We start from the raw sequence: 18,649 nt of genomic DNA, 5'->3' as shown, positions 1-18,649 counted from the left end.
GTCGGTTAATCTTGGCGTCGATGGCGTTGATTAACGTGCGCGCGGTGTAAATACACGTGATGTATCGATGAGGATGCAATTACCTTGCCGCTTTCGAGGTATTGGACTTGAATCTGATGGGTGCCACGATCAATGGGCGCCAGCCGCCAATCCAGCTGTCGCTGTGATGCGTTCAAGCTACTGGTTGGGGGAGACGCAACGGGCTGGCCGTCTAAGACGAGCCGTGTTTGCTCGGCGGGGATGGAAAGCGGTGACACCGTGGCTGTCACGGATAGCTCGCCGGGATTACTGCGTAATGTTGCGCCATCATTGGGCGATACAAGAGTGAGTGTCACCGATTTGGGTGGTGTCAGGGCTGGCGCAGGCTGCTCAGCCGAAGACGAAGAAACATCGTAGAGAGAGGGCGAAGACGCTAGAGATGCATACGGCCTAACGTGGTGCGGGTGCGCCGGAGGTTGGTCGCTAAAATGCACCTGGCCGTGGTCATCGGTCCACTGATAGAGCATGCCCGCATGACTGCTAAAAGCCAATGTCAGTAACATAGCTCCTAGTAACATAGCGCCTAGTAAAAGAGCGCCTCGCGAAAGAGCTCCTAGCCAACGAGCACCTAACCCACGCATCACAGCCCCTTAGGTTTGCGTGATCCCCTACGGAGCATTGTAAGTGGATACATACAGTCGCCAAGCATAAAAAAGCCCACCTGCGAGGTGGGCTGCATTTTCAATGTTCAGCGTGACGAGTCGTTACACCGAATAGTAAAGCTCAAACTCAACTGGGTGCGTTGTCATTTGAATACGCTCAACATCTTCGCTTTTCAGTTTGATGTATGAGTCGATAAAGTCGTCTGAGAACACGCCACCTGCGGTCAAGAATTCGCGGTCAGCATCCAGCGCTTGTAGAGCTTCTTTAAGGGACTCCGCTACCGTCGGAATTTCTGCCGCTTCTTCAGCCGGGAGATCATACAAGTCTTTGTCCATGGCGTCGCCTGGATGAATCTTGTTTTTGATACCGTCAAGGCCGGCCATCAGCATCGAAGCAAAGCACAAATAAGGGTTCGCGGTTGGATCGGCAAAACGGAGCTCAATACGGCGCGCTTTCGGGCTAGGCACCACTGGGATACGAATTGACGCAGAGCGGTTACGCGCAGAGTAAGCCAGCATGACCGGCGCTTCAAACCCAGGAACCAGGCGCTTATACGAGTTGGTTGACGCGTTGGCAAAGGCGTTAATGGCTCGAGCGTGCTTAATCACACCACCAATGTAATAAAGTGCTGTTTCAGATAGGCCACCGTATTTATCACCTGCAAAGAGGTTTTGACCATCTTTGGCCAGTGATTGGTGAACGTGCATGCCTGAGCCATTATCGCCCACCAGTGGTTTCGGCATAAAGGTCGCCGTCTTACCAAAGGCGTGTGCGACGTTGTGCACCACATATTTATAGATCTGAATTTCGTCCGCTTTAGTGGTCAAGGTGTTAAAGCGGGTCGCAATTTCGTTTTGGCCTGCCGTTGCCACTTCATGGTGGTGCGCTTCAACCACTAAGCCCATCTCTTCCATGACCAATGACATGGCCGAGCGAATATCTTGTGACGAATCGACCGGTGCAACAGGGAAGTATCCACCTTTAACGCCTGGACGGTGGCCTTTGTTACCGCCTTCCAGTGCGGTGCCTGAGTTCCAGCTCGCTTCGACGTCATCGATTTTGTAAAAAGAGCCGGCCATATCGGTGGCGAATTTCACGTCATCAAAGAGGAAAAACTCGGGTTCAGGCCCAATCAGAACGGTATCTGCGATCCCCGTTGAGCGCATGAAATCTTCAGCGCGTTTAGCAATGGAACGTGGGTCACGATCATACCCTTGCATGGTAGACGGCTCTAGAATATCACAGCGAATATTCAAGGTGCTTTCTTCGGTAAAGGGATCGAGCACGGCCGAACTTGCATCTGGCATCATGACCATGTCTGATTCGTTGATCCCTTTCCAGCCCGCCACGGATGAACCATCAAACATTTTGCCTTCTTCAAAGAAGTCATCGTCCACTTGATGAGAGGGGATGGAAACATGCTGCTCTTTGCCTTTGGTATCGGTAAAGCGCAGGTCGATGAATTTCACCTCGTTTTCTTGAATAAGTGCGAGCACATTTTCTACTGACATGTGAAATAACCTCCGGTGTCAAATTAGGTAAATAGCGAATTGGCTCCTTGCTGCATGACAAAGCGAAAACTGTGCCAACAATTTAAAACCACGCCATAGCAGGCTCGGCGGGTAAAAATGGCGCTCAGTGCTCGTCAAATGAGAGCGGGTTGCACCATTATTGTGCATGCATGCTCAATCATAGTGCAAGGGGCGAAAGTGGTGCAGATGTTTGTGCACGACATGGGTGCAAACCCATCCCCCTCTTCTTTTTAGCAGACAATCGGTATTGAGAGTGTGGGCCGTCTTTAAAAATTCATGTTTGCTCGAACACCGGTGAACCCTTGTATTTGCTTAACAAATGACCAACCAGACAGCAGTCAAGCCACTTTGATGGTGAGCTGATTCACAGAATAAGGTGGGTTTTGCGACAAAATCTGGTACATTACGGCCGTTTTTTTAATCAGATGGTGGTCCCGTCGTGCTAGTATACGCTGCCTCAGCGTGTCAGGTTCGACACGCGCCGCGTCTAACGAGTGAAAAAGAGAGTCCATGACCAAAATACAAACAGATAAATTAAGAAATATCGCCATTATTGCCCACGTTGACCACGGTAAAACCACGTTAGTGGATAAGCTGCTTCAGCAATCCGGTACGCTGGCTTCCCGCGGTGAGGTGGAAGAGCGTGTCATGGACTCAAATGATATTGAGAAAGAGCGTGGCATCACCATTTTGGCGAAAAACACCGCCATTAACTGGAATGATTATCGAATTAACATCGTTGATACCCCAGGGCACGCCGATTTCGGTGGTGAAGTTGAGCGTATCATGTCGATGGTTGATTCGGTCTTATTGGTGGTTGATGCTGTTGATGGTCCGATGCCACAAACCCGCTTTGTGACCCAAAAAGCCTTTGCTCACGGTCTGAAGCCGATTTTGGTTATCAACAAAATTGACCGTCCGGGTGCACGCCCTGACTGGGTGATGGATCAAGTTTTCGATCTGTTTGACACCTTGGGTGCCACGGACGAACAGTTAGACTTCCAAGTGGTTTACGCATCAGCGCTAAACGGTTGGGCGAGCCTAGATGAAGCGACTGAAGGCGACGATATGGAGCCGTTGTTCAACGCGATCGTGGATAACGTCGATGCGCCTGACGTCGACATTACTACGCCATTGCAAATGCAAGTGTCTCAGCTCGATTACAACTCATATGTCGGTGTTATCGGTGTCGGTCGAATTACGCGTGGCTCGGTGAAACCGAACCAGCAAGTGACCATCATCAGTGCCGATGGCAGCAAGCGCAATGGCAAGGTAGGTAGCGTCTTGGGTTACCTCGGCCTTGACCGTACTGATGTCGATGAAGCCTCAGCGGGCGACATTGTTGCCATTACGGGTCTGGGCGAGCTAAAGATTTCAGACACTATCTGTGATCCAAGCAACGTTGAAGCGCTCCCCGCACTGACCGTTGATGAGCCAACTGTGACCATGACGTTCCAAGTCAACACCTCGCCGTTCGCCGGCCTAGAAGGTAAGTACGTGACGTCACGTAATATCCTTGAGCGTTTGCAAAAAGAGCTGGTCCACAACGTGGCGCTGCGTGTTGAAGAGACCGAGAACCCGGATAAATTCCGTGTATCAGGTCGTGGCGAATTGCACTTGTCGATCCTTATCGAGAATATGCGTCGCGAAGGCTTTGAGCTTGCCGTCTCTCGCCCTGAAGTGATCATCAAAGAAGAAAACGGTGAGAAATTTGAACCGTTTGAAACCGTGACCATCGATGTGCTCGAAGAGCATCAAGGTGGCGTTATGGAAAGCATCGGTCTGCGTAAAGGCGAGCTGAGCAACATGCTCCCAGATGGTAAAGGCCGTGTACGCATGGACTTTGTGATGCCATCACGGGGTTTAATTGGTTTCCAAACCGAGTTCTTAACCCTGACCTCTGGTTCGGGCCTGATTTATCATACCTTTGACCATTACGGTAAATTCAAAGGGGGTGATATTGGCCAACGTATCAACGGTGTATTGATCTCAAACGCCGCAGGTAAGGCACTGACTTATGCCTTGTTTAACCTACAAAGCCGTGGTCGCTTGTTTGCTGAACACGGTGATGAAGTGTACGAAGGTCAAGTTATCGGTATTCATAACCGCGCCAATGATTTGACAGTTAACTGTTTGAAAGGTAAGCAATTGACTAACGTGCGTGCCTCGGGTACTGATGAAGCGCAGGTATTGAGCCCAGCGATCAAGTATACCTTGGAGCAAGCGCTTGAGTTTATTGATGACGATGAGCTGGTTGAAGTCACGCCAGAAAGCATCCGTATTCGTAAAAAGCTGTTGACTGAGACAGACCGCAAGCGCGCTGGCCGTAAAGGTTAATCGCGTTATATCATCATGTGACTGAGTCACCAGATTCTGTCCCAAGATTAAAGGCACCGTTAGGTGCCTTTTTTTGATCGCAGCGAGCGAGAAGTAAATCATGTACACTCATTACGCGTAAAACGGGCACAAGATAAAGGTGGAAGGATGCGCATAATTGGGACGTTAAATCAGAAAACGTGGCGTGACAGCCGTAATTGGTTGAAAGCGATGCTCACGCATTTGTGGCAGCGTATGGGCGAAGACAGGCTCACGGTGAGTGCCGGTTATATGGCGTATGTCACGCTGCTTTCTTTGGTCCCCTTAGTCACTGTCGTGTTGTCTGCTTTTTCGAGTTTCCCGGGATTTTCTCAAGTGGGTGATACCTTACAAACATTTGTGATCAATAATTTTGTTCCCGCCGCCGGTGAGGTGGTGGCACGCTATCTCAACCAATTTGTTGCTAACGCCGGTAAGATGACCGCTGTTGGGGTCAGTTTTTTGTTTGTGGTCGCGATTATGCTGATCTCGGCGATCGACAAAAGTTTGAACCACACGTTTAAAATTCAGACCAAACGGCCGATGATGATTGCGTTCTCAATCTATTGGATGGTGCTCACGTTAGGGCCTATTTTGATTGGTACTAGCATCGCGCTGAGCTCTTACTTAACGTCTTTGTCGTTATTACAGACAGGGCTGGCGAATGATTTGTTTACCACCTTACTCCGAATCCTGCCTTTTCTTTTAACCACGCTCACCTTTATGGGATTATATACCCTGGTACCCAATACTCGCGTGCGCCTTCGCCATGCCTTGGTCGGTGCGGCTGTGGCGAGTGTGCTATTTGAGCTAAGTAAAAAAGTATTCGCGCTATATGTTGCCCACTTTCCCTCGTATCAATTAATTTACGGCGCCCTGGCCGTGGTGCCCATTCTGTTTGTGTGGGTGTATTTTAGCTGGTGTATTGTATTATTCGGCGCACAAGTTACCGCGACTTTAAGAGAGTCGGAGACTTGGTGGCCAAGTGGCACCTCGCCAGCGGTTAACAATCAGTCAGCCGGTTTGGCTGAGCCATCCCATCCTTTAATCAATCAAGCGGAGGCGCCTTATGATTGCCCTAATTCAACGCGTGAGTGAAGCCAATGTCACTGTCGACGGTGAGAGCTTCGGTGCGATAGGGAAAGGGCTGGTGGTGCTTCTGGGCGTCGAAAAGGGCGATACCGATGCGGATGCCGCGAAACTGGCGCATAAAGTCAGAGGTTATCGTGTGTTTGAAGACGATAATGGCAAAATGAATCTCAATGTGTCGCAGCACGGCGGTGAATTGTTGGTGATATCGCAGTTTACCCTGGCTGCCGACACAAAAAAGGGAATGCGTCCGAGCTTCTCGGGAGCATCGCCCGATGAAGCAGAACGTTTGTACACGGTATTTTGTCAGGATTGCCAGCGTGCAGGGGTAAAAACGCAAACGGGTCAATTCGCCGCCGACATGAAAGTAAGCCTCGTGAATGATGGCCCTGTGACTTTCTGGCTTCAGGTATAACCACGCGCCTCACAAGGAGAGACAGGCATGTTTAGAATCGTTACCCCGCGCACAGAGCAAGAGCTAGCGCGTTATTATGACTTTCGTTATCGGATGTTAAGAGAGCCATGGCATGCGCCGCGTGGTTCAGAGCGCGATGCATATGATGTTAATGCGTGTCATCGTATGATCGTAGACAGTGATGACGCGCCGGTCGCGATTGGACGCTTGTACTTAACCCCAGACAATGACGGCCAAATCCGATATATGGCGGTGTCACCAGATTATCGTAATCGTGGTTTAGGAGCCTTAGTGCTCATGGCGTTAGAGTCGTTAGCGCGGGAAGAGGGCGCTAAGCGTTTGGTGTGCAGTGCGCGTGAAGAGGCGGTGAGCTTTTATGCACAACACGATTTCCTCCGTCAGGGCGATCTGAGTGACGAGCGAGGGCCGATACGTCATCAGCAGATGGTTAAACCCTTGGATCCGTTATCGGATGTGGTTCGCCGTCCTGAGTGGTGCACCGAGCTTCAGCAGCGTTGGCAAGCACACATTCCGATTAGCGACAAAATGGGAGTCAAAATTAGCCAGTTCACTGGCTACAGCTTTGAAGTGAGCGCCAATTTAAACGCCAATTTAAACCCTCGCCAAACCATGTTCGCAGGCAGTATTTTCAGCCTTGCGACGTTAACCGGTTGGGGCATGGTATGGCTATTGATGAAAGAGCGCCAACTCAGCGCGGATATTGTCCTAGCGGATAGCCATATTCGCTACCGTCGTCCGGTTGCAGAGCGGCCCCGGGCGAGTGTGTCACTCGATAACCTTAGTGGCGAGCTCGATCGATTAGAAAACGGACGCCGTGCCCGTGTGACGTTAGAAGTCGATTTTTTCAGTGGTGATGAAAAAGCCGGTGTATTTACCGGCACCTATGTCCTGCTCCCCTCGGATGATGGCGCTACCGCACAACCTGCTCCACAGTTGACCTTGTTACGCTAACGAATGCGTGGGGCGTCCGTGCGATAAATCGGCCACTGGATGGATAAGCGTGTCTCGCCTTGCAGTGCGCCGGTCAGTTGACCGCGATCAGCATCAATGGATAAAGTCTCAAACGGGAAAGTCTGTTGTTTGTCCTTCTTGGGGCTTGGCTGTTGCAGCCAAGCGCTTATTTGCGTGGCCCAATTTGTGTCTGAATCCGCATGGGCTTTTGCATCTAAGAAGGTGATATCCATCTCGCCATTGAGCGCCACATTGAAGCTTTCTCGATCCGCTGCCAGCCCTGACCACTTTGCCTCAATATCATGAAACCCTGTCAGGGGGAGGGGCCAATCAAACCAGTCTTGATAGACAGAGAGCGGAATTTGTAACCCATCCACAAACAGTGACCATGGTTGACTGGGGGCGCTTAAATCCCAGGCGCCTGATACAGCCAGTTGGCCATCAGGGAAGCCCAGCAATAGCTGCTGGAGGGTTAATTTCCCTTGATCGGCATCGAGGCGCAAATAGGGCTCAGCCAGCCAATGCTGATTGATGCTGGCGTGGCTTGCGCTGGCGGTCAAACTTCCATCGGTTAAGCGCCATTGTTTGAACGGGGATAGCTGCAATGCGCGTCCATTAACATCAATGCCACTGATTTTGATAGGAAACTGCGGCGATAAGGCCAGCCATTGATTATGTTTCAGTGATACGTCGTCAATGAACAGTGTCTCCGGCCACTCCGGGAGTGCCGCCATCAGCGGAGAAAGCACTGCGTGACTGAGTGTCAGGTTATTGGCTTGTAGCTTATCAATCTGCCAATGACGCTTAGAAAAGTGCCCGGATAGCCCGACAAATCCTTCTTGCCATTGACTGGTCAACTGATGGATCACCCAGCTTTCGCCGTGACGTTCAATATCCCCAAGCGGTTGATCCCAAGTCTGCGTGTGCCAGCGGATATAGTCAGCGTTGAATGATGCACGCAGCTTAGGCTGTTGCCACCAAGGCGTCTTTGGCGCAATGGTGATGTGCTCGGCCGATAAGGTGAGGCCATTCACCGAAAACTGTTCGGTTTCGGCACTGAGTTGGCGAATATCAGTGCGGTCGATGGTTAACGTGGTTGTGTGGGGCCATTGCAATAAGGCGTTGGACACGCGTTGATACGTATCCTCCCCGTCGATAATGACATCGCTCAGGGTTAACTGGGTTAAGGCGAGCGCACCTGGCTGCCAATGGCCTTGGGCGCTGATCGCGGCACCTTGCCACTCAAAAGACACGCCGCGGAATTGCCAACCGTTAGGCGCTGGTGTGGCATCGACTAAAAGTTGAGAGGCTTGTAGCCCATGCCAGTCGACTTGTTTGGCCTCCCATTGCGCGCGGCCGCGAACTGATCCTAAAGGGGCTTGTCCTTTGTGCCAATCATCGAGCTGAGCGCTGACTTGCTGCGCTTGCCAGCCTTGTCCTTGCAGGGAAAGATCATTAAAAAGGACACGACCAATGGTAAGCGTCGCCGGTAGCATATCAAGAGACGTTATGGCGCGATCGGTCAGATCAAGGCTTAGACCGTCAATCCTTACCCATCGTAGGTGAGACCATCGTTCGGCAGAGAACTGTACACGCGCCGTATTGGCCTGCCAGTGTTGATGGCCATATTGGTAATTCGGTTGCGTCAGAGTGAGGTGAAGCGGACGTTGCCAGTGATAGTCCACTTGTTCTGCTGTTAAGGTGCCTGGCAGTGTAGGGGTGATAAGGGTAGTAAAAACCTGGGTGGCGTGTCGCGTATGGAGCAATACGAAAATCACTGACAGCGAGATTATGATTAGGATAAAAAAGCTGGCAAAGAGTTTGGCCAGGATGCGCATGAATGAATCCTATCAGGCAACGAGTAGCAGTAAGATTGGCGTAAAAGTTGCCAAACTTCAACCAGTCAACCAGTCGCCCTGAGGAATAGCGCCCCATATCGCATCAGCAATATGGGGCTAGGGGTTAGTCTAACTGTGGACCTGCAGCGACCAAGGCTGCGCCTTCTTCGGTATCTGTGTATTTATCGAAGTTATCGATAAAGCGTGTGGCCAGGTCTTTCGCTTTGCTTTCCCATTGCAGCGGGTCAACATAGGTATCACGCGGGTCAAGAATGCCGTCGCTCACTTCGTCTAGCGAGACAGGAACTTCCAAATTAAAGATTGGAATTACCTTGGTGTCGGCTTTTTCGATCGAGCCGTCTAAAATCGCGTCGATGATCGCGCGGGTATCTTTGATGGATATCCGCTTGCCTGAGCCATTCCAGCCTGTATTGACCAGATAGGCTTCAGTCCCTGCCGCCTCCATGCGCTTGACCAATACTTCCGCATACTTGGTGGGGTGCAAGGTCAAAAATGCCGCGCCAAAGGCCGCTGAGAAAGCAGGCGTGGGTTCAGTAATGCCGCGCTCGGTACCTGCTAACTTCGCGGTAAAACCAGATAAGAAATGGTACTTGGTTTGTTCAGGCGTCAATTTAGACACCGGTGGAAGTATGCCGAATGCATCCGCAGACAAGAAAATCACCTTGTTTGCATGGCCGCCTTTTGAGACCGGCTTCACAATATTATCGATATGATAAATGGGGTATGACACGCGGGTGTTTTCTGTCTTCGAATTATCGTCAAAATCGATGCGGCCGTCGCCACGGACGGTGACGTTTTCTAATAACGCATCACGGCGGATGGCGTTATAGATATCTGGCTCAGCCTCTTTAGATAACTTGATGGTTTTGGCATAGCAGCCCCCTTCAAAGTTAAAGACGCCCTGATCGTCCCAACCATGTTCATCGTCACCGATAAGCTGGCGCTTAGGATCGGTGGAGAGTGTGGTTTTCCCGGTTCCAGATAGCCCGAAGAAGATGGCAACGTCGCCATCTTTGCCCATGTTGGCGGAGCAATGCATCGATGCGACATCTTGCAACGGCAAGAAGTAGTTCATCATCGCGAACATGCCTTTTTTCATTTCACCGCCATACCAAGTACCGCCAATAAGCTGCATCCGTTCGGTGAGGTTGAAAACGGTAAAGTTTTCTGAATTTAGGCCGTGTTCACGCCATTGGTTGTTCACGCATTTGGCACCATTCATCACCACAAAGTCAGGCTCGAAATCTTTAAGCTCTTCCTCGGTTGGACGAATAAACATATTTTTGACGAAGTGCGCCTGCCAAGCTACTTCGGTGATCACGCGAATACGTAATCGTGTGTTGGGGTTGGCACCGCAATAGCCATCAACGACAAACAGGCGTTTATTAGAGAGTTGTTGTGTGACCAGTGCCTTGAGATCATTCCATACCGCTTGATCGATCGGTTTATTATCGTTTTTGCCTTGATCCGACCACCACAGGGTGTCGCGCGTAGTGTCATCACGAACAATGTACTTATCTTTGGGAGAGCGGCCGGTAAAAATACCCGTGTCTACCGACACCGCGCCGAGTTCGGTCACTACGCCTTTCTCGTAGCCTTCCAGCCCAGGTTTGGTTTCTTCTTCGAACAACTGCTCATATGAGGGGTTACGGATGACTTCTTTGACATTTTCCAGACCATAACGGGAAAGATCGATGTCAGCGACCTCAGATTCGACGTTCAGGACAGTCATAGGTGCTCCTTGAGGTAAGATGGTGTTAACTGTCTTTGTGCTAGCAACCTGAAATATAGATTCAGGAACTGACTCCATAAATGACGACAGACTGGGGTTATTGTGATTGTAGGGTACGGACCACCAGCTGCCATGTCATAGACATGGTAACGCTTAGTTAAACGTTTGCGCTACCCAAAGACCTATTATTGTTTGTACAAAAATAACGCGCAGAAAAATGTGAGTTAAGTCGGGAAGGAATAAGAAAAAAGCCAGCGTTGTGCTGGCTTTTGAGCTTGGTCAAGCTTATTTACTTCGAAGCGCTAAAAATGTAGCACGTGGTTATTGCATTTGAGAGGAGGAGCTGGCGTTTTGCTCAAAAATTGCCGCCACATCAACGCTATCGAACGCATAGTCAGTGCCACAGTAATCACAGTGCAAATGGATCGTACCCATTTCCGCGACCATTTTGTCGACTTCACTGCGCTCAATCGCGGCAATAGCACCGGCGCTGCGTTCACGGGAGCAACTGCATTTAAACACCACCTCTTGTGCCGGATACAGGGTGACTTTCTCTTGATGGTACAGACGGTATAAGACATCTTTGGCGCTGAGGCTGAAAAGTTCATCATTTTTAATCGTTTCAGTCAGCTGGGCAAGGTGATCAAAGTCGCCTTCGTCGCCTTTATCGTCAGGCAACACTTGCAACATCATACCGGCCGCATGCGGCTTGCCATCAACCTCTCCCGTACGTAGCCAAAGACGGGTCATTAGCTGCTCTGAGCGTGCGAAATAATCTTCCAGGCAACCTTGTAAATGATCCGACTCTAAGCCAACAATGCCTTGATAGCGCTCGCCATCGACAGGCTCAATGGTAATGACCAGTTGGCCCTTGCCCATCATTTCTGGCAAGGTCGCATCCTCTTTGACGTCACCTTTCACCCGCGCGGTGCCGCGCAGTTGCTGATGGTGATCACCATTAATGACCGCCAGCGACACAGGACCATCTCCCTGCAATTGCACCGTGATCGAGCCATTAAATTTGAGTGTTGCGGTAAGCAGGCTGGTGGCGGCCAACATTTCACCCAGTAAAGCATTCACCGGGGCTGGAAAATTTTGATTCTCCAGGATGCGTTGATAGGTTTCGTCGAGCTTGACTAGCTCACCACGCACAGACACATCTTCGAATAGGTAACGGTGTAATTGATCGTTTGACATGCAATCTCTCTCCGGCAATGGCGCGACTAGCGGCCTTAGTCTATGCCTTGTTTAAACTTACGAATATCTCGGCGTTGCTTTTTATCCGGTCGTCCATCGGGACGTGGATTATGGGCATTTAAGCGACGCATTTCCGTCTCGTGCTCACGTTTCTTTAGGCTCGTGTCGGTTTCTTGATACAAGGTTTGCGCGATCGGCGCGCCTTGACGTTGCTCCGATAACGCTAAAACAGTGATGGTTCTTTCATCATGGCCTTGGCGCAAGCGTATTTCAGCCCCAACCTCGACCATTCTGCTTGGCTTGGCACGTTGACCATTGTAGTGCACCTTGCCCCCATCGATCATATTGCGTGCAATAGAGCGTGTTTTATAAAAGCGAGCGGCCCACAGCCATTTATCTAACCTGACCGCTGTCAAAGGTGCCGATGTGCTTTTTTTCATCCCTCAACTCCTGCGCAATCTGGAGCGGCGACATTAGCATAAAATTTACTTTAGAGCAGTATCACAGCATCAGCGTTTATCTTCCCGTCATCGCTGCGACTTGGGTAAAATAAACACGCTATAAATGAAAAAGTCTCAAGATCACAATGTGTTTTTGCTAGTATGTCTAGCTTTTCGTAATCTAATGGCGAAAAAGGCCATCAATAGGTATGTGGTGTCATTAATTGGTTTTAAAAGGATGATCCAGGCAGGAAGTCCTGAACGAACAATCTCGATGTCTGCACTAACACGCGGTCGGGTACTGCTGTGCCTAAACGGTGGGCTAGTACTTTTACTGGCTTGGCTTATTGGGCGACTGGTGTGGCATGTCTACACGCCTCCCGCGGCACCTATCTTGCCGTCGAGTAGTCAGGTTGTGATGAGCCAAGTCGCCAGTAAGGGGGCCTTTTCATTGGCGCCCGCGATTAATGCCCAGTTATTTGGTCGATTCCAAGCTTCCGCGCAACAGCGCAAGCAGTCGGTTAGCCAAGTGCCTGAAACCCGTTTACAGCTTACTTTAGTCGGCGTGGTGGCTTCCAATCAGCCTGCTCGGGCATTAGCGGTGATTGCTAACGGTGGTCAACAAGCAACCTATGGTGTGGGTGAGCAAGTTAAAGGTACCCAGGTCAGTGTCGATCAAGTCTTGTCCGATCGCGTTATCCTTCGTCAAGGCACGCGTCGTGAAGCCTTGTTGATGCCGGGTGTGGAGGCCGACAGTACACCGCAAACCGTGTTCTCTTCTTCTGAGGGTAACCATACGCCCCCAAAGCCGACGGCAACCTCAAGGCAGACCAGCCCTGACTGGCCTGCCGACTTAGCGCGACAGCTTGCCAGCAATCCTCAGCGCTTATTTGATTATGTCCAGTTAGCGCAGGTCGGCGATGCCAAACAGTTAAAAGGTTTTCGTCTCGTACCAGGAAAAAATCCAGTGTTATTTGAGCAATCGGGATTACAGCCGGGTGATATCGCTATCGCCATTAATGGTTTAACACTGGACCGTTCGGTGGCGCTTCCCGATATTCTCAATCGCATTCAACAACAGGGCACGCTTGATTTAGTGGTCGAGCGACAAGGGCTGCAACATGACATTTCGATTCAACTATAAATTACCACAACCGCCCCGTGCGGCTTTAGGAGTGTGACGTGAACGTAAAGCAACGACTGATCCCCTATCTGATGGCCGCAAGTCTGCTTTTCTCTGGCCTACCGGCGAGAGCGGCAGAATTTAGTGCCTCGTTTAAAGGCACGAACATTCAAGAGTTTATCGAAATTGTAGGGCGCAACCTCGAGAAAACCATTATCGTTGACCCCTCGGTGCGCGGCACCATTAATGTACGCAGTTACAATACGTTAGACGATGAACAGTACTACCAATTTTTCCTTAACGTGCTCGAAGTGTATGGCTTTGCGGTGGTTGAGATGGAAAATGGGATTGTTAAAGTTGTTCGCGACAAAGATGCGAAAACCTCGCCCGTTCCTGTGGTTGGAGAAGGCGATAACGTGGTCGGCGACGAAGTCGTGACGCGCGTGATTGCCGTGAAAAATGTCTCGGTGCGCGAGCTATCCCCTTTGTTGCGTCAGCTGATCAATAATGCGGGGGCAGGGAACGTTGTGCACTATGATCCTGCCAATGTCATTATGATCACCGGTCGTGCCGCGGTGGTGAATCGGCTCACCGATATTATCCAGCGTGTCGATCAAGCAGGCGATAAAAAAGTGGAAGTGGTCCGCCTTGACCACGCTTCAGCCGCGGAAATGGTACGGATTGTCGACACCCTCAATAAGCGAGACAACGCCAACACCCGCCCTGAGCTATTAGAACCACGCATTGTCGCCGATGAACGGCTGAATGCGGTGTTGGTTTCTGGCGAGCCCAAAGTCCGTGAGCGCGTGATTGAACTTATCCGACAACTTGATCAAGAAATGGCGACCACGGGCAACAGCCGGGTGATTTATCTGCGCTATGCGAAAGCGGAAGACGTCGTAGATGTGTTACAAGGCGTCTCCGATAATCTGTTAAAAGAAAAAGAGAAGAGAAACCAACCGAGCGTAAATGATCAAGCGGTACAAATTTCCTCTCACCAAGGCACTAACTCGCTGGTGATCACCGCGCCACCCGATATTTTAAAGACCCTCGAGAGCGTGATTTCTCAGCTCGATATTCGCCGCGCACAAGTGTTGATTGAAGCGCTAATCGTCGAAATGTCGGAATCCGATGGGGCGAACCTCGGCGTACAGTGGGGCTCGCTTGAAAACGGTGGGATTCAGTTTAATAACACAGGTGTCGGCATTTCGAGTTACCTCGGTGGGCAGGAAGCCACCAAAGATAGAACGCGAACCGAGACACGCATCATCGATGGTGAGGAAAAAACCGTTGAGATCACTGAATCGGGCGATTACTCCGCACTTAATGAAGTGTTAGGTGGGTTAAATGGCTTGGCTGCCGGCGTAGTCATGGGCGATTGGACCGCCTTGGTGACCGCGGTAGCGTCGAAAAACGAGTCGAATATTTTGTCGTCGCCCAATTTGATGGTGCTTGATAACCAAGAAGCCTCGTTTATTGTCGGTGAGGAAGTGCCGGTGATTACGGGTTCGCGGACAGGCTCAAATAACGATAACCCTTTCCAAACCGTTGAGCGTAAAGATGTGGGGATCAAGCTGAAAGTCACCCCGCAAATCAATGAAGGCTCCGCGGTGTTGCTCGATATTGAGCAAGAAGTCTCGAACGTGCTTGGCGCCAGTGGCGCGGTGGATGTGCGCTTTGGTAAACGCCAACTGAATACATCAGTGATGGTCGGTGACCAACAAATGATTGTATTAAGTGGCTTGATTGACGAACGTACGGTCGAAAGTGAATCCAAGGTGCCACTGTTGGGGGATATTCCCATTTTAGGACACTTGTTTAAGTCGACCTCGACCGAAACTGAAAAGAAAAACCTGATGCTGTTTATTAAGCCGACCATTATCCGTACCGGTTTGACTGCAGACGGGGTGACTCAACGCAAATACAACTATATCCGCGCCGAGCAATTACTGCGCGCCCAAGATGGCGTTAAGCTGATGCCTGACGCCGAAAAACCGGTCCTGCCTGATTACAACAGTGAAGCGGTGATGCCGGCCGAAGTACGTATGCTACAAGCGGAGTTAGAAGGATGAGTGAGCGTGCTGCGGCGCTAGCGGCTGAACCGGTGACAACCTGGCAGTTACCCTTTGGCTTTGCGCGTCGTCACGGTGTGGTGGTCTTGGCCGATAACGACACCCCACGTTTATTGTGTTTAGCGTCGGTAACACCGCAGACCTTGGTGGAGGTGCAACGTGTGCTGGGCGCGACTCTCGCCCCCGAATGGGTGTCGGATGCTGACTTTGAGCACCACCTGACTCGCCTCTATCAAAGAGACAGCGCCGATGCACAACAGCTAATGGCTGACATTGGTGCGGATGCTGACAGCGACGACTTTTTCTCGTTGGCCGAAGAGCTGCCGCAAAGTGAAGACTTGCTTGAATCGGAAGACGATGCGCCGATCATTAAGTTGATTAATGCCATGTTAGGCGAAGCGATTAAAGAAAGCGCGTCTGACATTCATATCGAAACCTTTGAGCATGCGTTATCAATTCGTTTTCGCGTTGACGGGGTGCTGCGTGACGTTCTATCCCCCAGCCGCAAGTTGGCCCCATTATTAGTGTCTCGCGTCAAAGTGATGGCAAAACTAGATATTGCAGAAAAACGGGTGCCGCAAGATGGGCGCATTTCGGTCCGTATTGGTGGGCGAGCGGTGGATGTGCGCGTGTCGACCATGCCCTCGTCTCACGGCGAGCGTGTCGTCATGCGTTTGCTGGATAAGAACGCCGTCCAACTGGATCTCGCGCAGTTGGGTATGGTGCCCAGCTTGCACCAAGATTTTCGCGCACTGATTCACAAACCTCACGGTATTTTGCTCGTCACCGGCCCGACGGGGTCGGGGAAATCCACGACCTTGTATGCTGGATTACAAACCATTAACAGTGAGGATCGCAATATCCTCACCGTGGAAGATCCGATCGAATTTGATCTGGCGGGTATCGGTCAGACCCAAGTCAATCCAAAAGTCGATATGACCTTTGCACGAGGGTTGCGCGCTATGTTGCGTCAAGATCCCGACGTGGTAATGGTGGGTGAAATTCGAGACTTAGAAACCGCACAAATCGCCGTACAAGCCTCACTGACCGGTCACTTAGTGATGTCGACACTGCACACCAACACGGCGATTGGCGCGGTGACACGCTTACGTGATATGGGCATTGAGCCTTTCTTGTTGTCTTCCTCGTTACTCGGCGTGCTGGCGCAGCGCTTGGTCCGCACCTTATGTCCACGGTGCCGTATCCCTTATCAAGCCGATAGCTCGCAGCAGCCGTTATTTGTCGAGCTAGGCTTGGCGAGCCCCGGCGAGGCGATCACGCTCTATAAAGCGGATGGCTGTGAACACTGTCACCACAAGGGCTACCGAGGCCGAACCGGGATTCATGAATTGCTGACAGTCGACGAGAAGGTGCAAGCGCTGATCCATCATGATGCGGGCGAGCATGCGATAGAAGAAGCCGTGCGTGCGCAAAGTCCGAGTATTCGCTATGACGGCCTAACCAAAGTGCTGCAAGGGCAAACCACCCTTGAAGAAGTGATTCGTGTCACCAAGGAGGGCTAATGGGCGCATTTGACTATCAAGCGTTAGACGCGCGAGGGCGTAAGCGTAAAGGGGTGATTGAGGCCGATACTGCACGACAAGCGCGTCAGCAGCTGCGTGACAAAGGCTTTACCCCGCTCGACGTCAATGCTACGCGCCGTCGCCGTGCTAACCAACAGCCATCGTCGTCGCAGCCACTGTTCAGTCAACGAAACCGCGGTATTCGTACACAAGAGCTGTCGTTGATCACCCGCCAATTAGCGACCTTAATCGATGCCTCTATGCCACTTGAAGAGTGCTTAAAAGCAGTGGCAGAGCAAGCGGAAAAACCGCGAATAGGCAGCATGATGACCAGTGTTCGAGCGCGAGTGATGGAAGGGTACACCTTGGCTGATGCGTTAGCCGATTACCCACAGGTGTTTAATGAACTCTACCGAGCGATGATTGCTGCCGGTGAAAAAGCGGGGTATTTATCCACCGTATTATCACGCTTGGCTGATTATGTTGAGAACCGTCAGCGCATTCAGTCCACGTTGTTACAAGCCATGTTGTATCCCGCCATTCTCACCTTCTTTTCGGTGGTGATTGTCGCCTTTTTACTGGCCACCGTGGTGCCTGATATTGTCGGCCAATTTGTTCAAACCGGTCAGGCGCTGCCGGCATCCACCCAATTTCTATTGAACGCCAGTGATTTTATTACCGACTGGGGGATTTGGGTGGTGAGCGCACTGATCCTTATCGGTGTCAGTATCCGAGCCTTGCTTAAGGATACGCAGCGACGCTTAGTGTGGGATAAAAAAATACTGTCCTTGCCGGTAATTGGCCGGGTGGCTCGCGGCCTGAATACATCCCGTTTTGCGCGTACCTTGGCAATATGCACGGCCAGTGCCATCCCGTTATTAGATGGGATGAAAGTCGCCGCGCAAGTGATGAGTAATCAATACGTCCGCATGCGCGTATTGGAGGCTGCGGATAAAGTGCGGGAAGGTGCCAGTTTGCGTGTCGCTTTGGATCAGTCGCGCTTATTTCCTCCCATGATGCTGCACATGATTGCCAGTGGTGAACGCAGTGGTGATCTTGAGCCCATGCTCTCTCGTGCCGCGGATAACCAAGATAAAGATTTTGAAGCCCAAGTGAATGTGGCACTGGGTATATTCGGCCCGTTAATGATCGTATTAATGGCAGGATTGGTGCTTTTTATTGTCGTGGCCACCTTGATGCCGATTATTGCCATGAACGATATGGTTGGATTGTAATTTTATAATGATAAATAAGGAGAACAAGATGCGTCGTCAACACGGTTTTACCCTGCTCGAAGTGATGGTCGTGGTGGTGATTATTGGCTTATTAGCAAGCTTTGTCGCCCCCAATTTGCTCGGTAATAAAGATAAAGCCGCGGTCAAAAAGGCGATTGCTGATGTCAGTGCGCTTGAAAACGCACTGGACATGTACAAACTGGATAACAACCAATATCCCACCACCGATCAAGGCTTAGACGCGTTAGTGAACAAACCGCAAAGTGAGCCGGTACCGCGCAGCTATCCGGATCAAGGCTACATTAAGCGCTTACCACAGGACCCATGGAATAACGATTATCGCTATGTCAGCCCAGGTGAACATGGGGTGATTGATATTTTCTCGTTAGGCGCGGATGGCCAAGAAGGGGGCGACGGTGTCAACCAAGACATCGGCAACTGGAACCTTAACGAGCTGCAATAA

Annotated in this window: 15 protein-coding genes; 9 read left to right on the top strand and 6 right to left on the bottom strand. The window is 50.9% G+C overall.

Going from position 1 to position 18,649, the window contains the following annotated elements:
• Positions 1–5 precede the first annotated feature (5 nt).
• Together BZG77_RS10705 and glnA are read right to left on the bottom strand one after the other, a co-directional pair.
• Positions 6–542, bottom strand: a complete 537-nt coding sequence (locus tag BZG77_RS10705; RefSeq protein WP_158011441.1) for a DUF4124 domain-containing protein — start codon at positions 540–542, stop codon at positions 6–8.
• A gap of 201 nt (positions 543–743) precedes the next feature.
• The gene (glnA, locus tag BZG77_RS10700) at positions 744–2,153 is read right to left on the bottom strand and encodes a glutamate--ammonia ligase (RefSeq protein WP_077461674.1); all 1,410 of its coding nucleotides are present in this window, start codon (positions 2,151–2,153) and stop codon (positions 744–746) included.
• Between the two features lie 531 nt (positions 2,154–2,684).
• Between glnA and typA the strand changes: the two genes are divergently transcribed.
• The 4 genes from typA to BZG77_RS10680 all read left to right on the top strand — a co-directional run bounded on the left by typA (position 2,685) and on the right by BZG77_RS10680 (position 7,005).
• The gene (gene typA, locus BZG77_RS10695; protein WP_077647232.1) at positions 2,685–4,511 is read left to right on the top strand and encodes a translational GTPase TypA; all 1,827 of its coding nucleotides are present in this window, start codon (positions 2,685–2,687) and stop codon (positions 4,509–4,511) included.
• A 147-nt stretch (positions 4,512–4,658) separates the two neighbouring features.
• On the top strand, positions 4,659–5,627 hold the full coding sequence (locus tag BZG77_RS10690; RefSeq protein WP_021022576.1) for a virulence factor BrkB family protein: 969 nt from the start codon (positions 4,659–4,661) through the stop codon (positions 5,625–5,627).
• A complete protein-coding gene (dtd, locus tag BZG77_RS10685) occupies positions 5,599–6,033 on the top strand; it encodes a D-aminoacyl-tRNA deacylase (protein ID WP_077647231.1) in 435 nt (144 codons plus the stop codon). The genes BZG77_RS10690 and dtd overlap by 29 nt, the downstream gene beginning before the upstream one ends.
• A 27-nt stretch (positions 6,034–6,060) precedes the next feature.
• A complete protein-coding gene (locus tag BZG77_RS10680; protein ID WP_077647230.1) occupies positions 6,061–7,005 on the top strand; it encodes a bifunctional GNAT family N-acetyltransferase/hotdog fold thioesterase in 945 nt (314 codons plus the stop codon).
• On the opposite strand, the gene BZG77_RS10675 is transcribed toward BZG77_RS10680, so the two are convergent.
• From BZG77_RS10675 to hslR, 4 genes are all read right to left on the bottom strand, one after another.
• Positions 7,002–8,843 carry an AsmA family protein gene (locus BZG77_RS10675; RefSeq protein ID WP_077647229.1) on the bottom strand — a complete coding sequence of 614 codons (1,842 nt, stop codon included), beginning with the start codon at positions 8,841–8,843 and terminating at the stop codon, positions 7,002–7,004. The genes BZG77_RS10680 and BZG77_RS10675 overlap by 4 nt on opposite strands.
• A gap of 124 nt (positions 8,844–8,967) precedes the next feature.
• Positions 8,968–10,596, bottom strand: a complete 1,629-nt coding sequence (gene pckA / locus BZG77_RS10670; RefSeq protein ID WP_021022572.1) for a phosphoenolpyruvate carboxykinase (ATP) — start codon at positions 10,594–10,596, stop codon at positions 8,968–8,970.
• 321 nt (positions 10,597–10,917) lie between these two features.
• Complete coding sequence (hslO, locus tag BZG77_RS10665) at positions 10,918–11,793, bottom strand: Hsp33 family molecular chaperone HslO (RefSeq protein WP_077647228.1); 876 nt, start codon at positions 11,791–11,793, stop codon at positions 10,918–10,920.
• A gap of 35 nt (positions 11,794–11,828) precedes the next feature.
• Complete coding sequence (hslR, locus tag BZG77_RS10660; protein WP_077647227.1) at positions 11,829–12,233, bottom strand: ribosome-associated heat shock protein Hsp15; 405 nt, start codon at positions 12,231–12,233, stop codon at positions 11,829–11,831.
• Positions 12,234–12,507: 274 nt separating this feature from the next.
• On the opposite strand from hslR, the gene gspC reads away from it, so the two are divergent.
• The 5 genes from gspC (at position 12,508) to gspG (ending at position 18,649) form a co-directional block, all read left to right on the top strand.
• Positions 12,508–13,377, top strand: coding sequence for a type II secretion system protein GspC (gene gspC / locus BZG77_RS10655; RefSeq protein WP_158011440.1), 870 nt, complete (start codon positions 12,508–12,510; stop codon positions 13,375–13,377).
• Between the two features lie 71 nt (positions 13,378–13,448).
• Entirely contained in the window at positions 13,449–15,428 is a 1,980-nt protein-coding gene (gspD, locus tag BZG77_RS10650; protein ID WP_077647243.1) for a type II secretion system secretin GspD, read from the top strand.
• On the top strand, positions 15,425–16,951 hold the full coding sequence (gspE, locus tag BZG77_RS10645; protein ID WP_077647225.1) for a type II secretion system ATPase GspE: 1,527 nt from the start codon (positions 15,425–15,427) through the stop codon (positions 16,949–16,951). The genes gspD and gspE overlap by 4 nt, the downstream gene beginning before the upstream one ends.
• Positions 16,951–18,186, top strand: coding sequence for a type II secretion system inner membrane protein GspF (gspF, locus tag BZG77_RS10640; RefSeq protein WP_077647224.1), 1,236 nt, complete (start codon positions 16,951–16,953; stop codon positions 18,184–18,186). Before gspE ends, gspF begins: the two co-directional genes overlap by 1 nt.
• A gap of 7 nt (positions 18,187–18,193) precedes the next feature.
• Positions 18,194–18,649 carry a type II secretion system major pseudopilin GspG gene (gene gspG, locus BZG77_RS10635; RefSeq protein WP_033379158.1) on the top strand — a complete coding sequence of 152 codons (456 nt, stop codon included), beginning with the start codon at positions 18,194–18,196 and terminating at the stop codon, positions 18,647–18,649.

Origin of the sequence: Salinivibrio sp. IB643, assembly GCF_001996105.1 — a bacterium.
In the GTDB taxonomy this organism is placed as follows: Bacteria; Pseudomonadota; Gammaproteobacteria; order Enterobacterales; family Vibrionaceae; genus Salinivibrio; species Salinivibrio costicola.
The sequence above is the reverse complement of the archived record's forward strand: the minus strand, read 5'-3'. Positions and strand labels throughout refer to the sequence as shown.

Coding starts and splice junctions, on each gene's coding strand:
- BZG77_RS10705 (WP_158011441.1), bottom strand. CDS start 542: ATGTTACTGACATTGGCTTTTAGCAGTCATGCGGGCATGCTCTATCAG.
- gspF (WP_077647224.1), top strand. CDS start 16,951: ATGGGCGCATTTGACTATCAAGCGTTAGACGCGCGAGGGCGTAAGCGT.
- BZG77_RS10680 (WP_077647230.1), top strand. CDS start 6,061: ATGTTTAGAATCGTTACCCCGCGCACAGAGCAAGAGCTAGCGCGTTAT.
- typA (WP_077647232.1), top strand. CDS start 2,685: ATGACCAAAATACAAACAGATAAATTAAGAAATATCGCCATTATTGCC.
- pckA (WP_021022572.1), bottom strand. CDS start 10,596: ATGACTGTCCTGAACGTCGAATCTGAGGTCGCTGACATCGATCTTTCC.
- gspD (WP_077647243.1), top strand. CDS start 13,449: ATGGCCGCAAGTCTGCTTTTCTCTGGCCTACCGGCGAGAGCGGCAGAA.
- hslR (WP_077647227.1), bottom strand. CDS start 12,233: ATGAAAAAAAGCACATCGGCACCTTTGACAGCGGTCAGGTTAGATAAA.
- hslO (WP_077647228.1), bottom strand. CDS start 11,793: ATGTCAAACGATCAATTACACCGTTACCTATTCGAAGATGTGTCTGTG.
- BZG77_RS10690 (WP_021022576.1), top strand. CDS start 4,659: ATGCGCATAATTGGGACGTTAAATCAGAAAACGTGGCGTGACAGCCGT.
- glnA (WP_077461674.1), bottom strand. CDS start 2,153: ATGTCAGTAGAAAATGTGCTCGCACTTATTCAAGAAAACGAGGTGAAA.
- BZG77_RS10675 (WP_077647229.1), bottom strand. CDS start 8,843: ATGCGCATCCTGGCCAAACTCTTTGCCAGCTTTTTTATCCTAATCATA.
- gspC (WP_158011440.1), top strand. CDS start 12,508: ATGTCTGCACTAACACGCGGTCGGGTACTGCTGTGCCTAAACGGTGGG.
- dtd (WP_077647231.1), top strand. CDS start 5,599: ATGATTGCCCTAATTCAACGCGTGAGTGAAGCCAATGTCACTGTCGAC.
- gspE (WP_077647225.1), top strand. CDS start 15,425: ATGAGTGAGCGTGCTGCGGCGCTAGCGGCTGAACCGGTGACAACCTGG.
- gspG (WP_033379158.1), top strand. CDS start 18,194: ATGATAAATAAGGAGAACAAGATGCGTCGTCAACACGGTTTTACCCTG.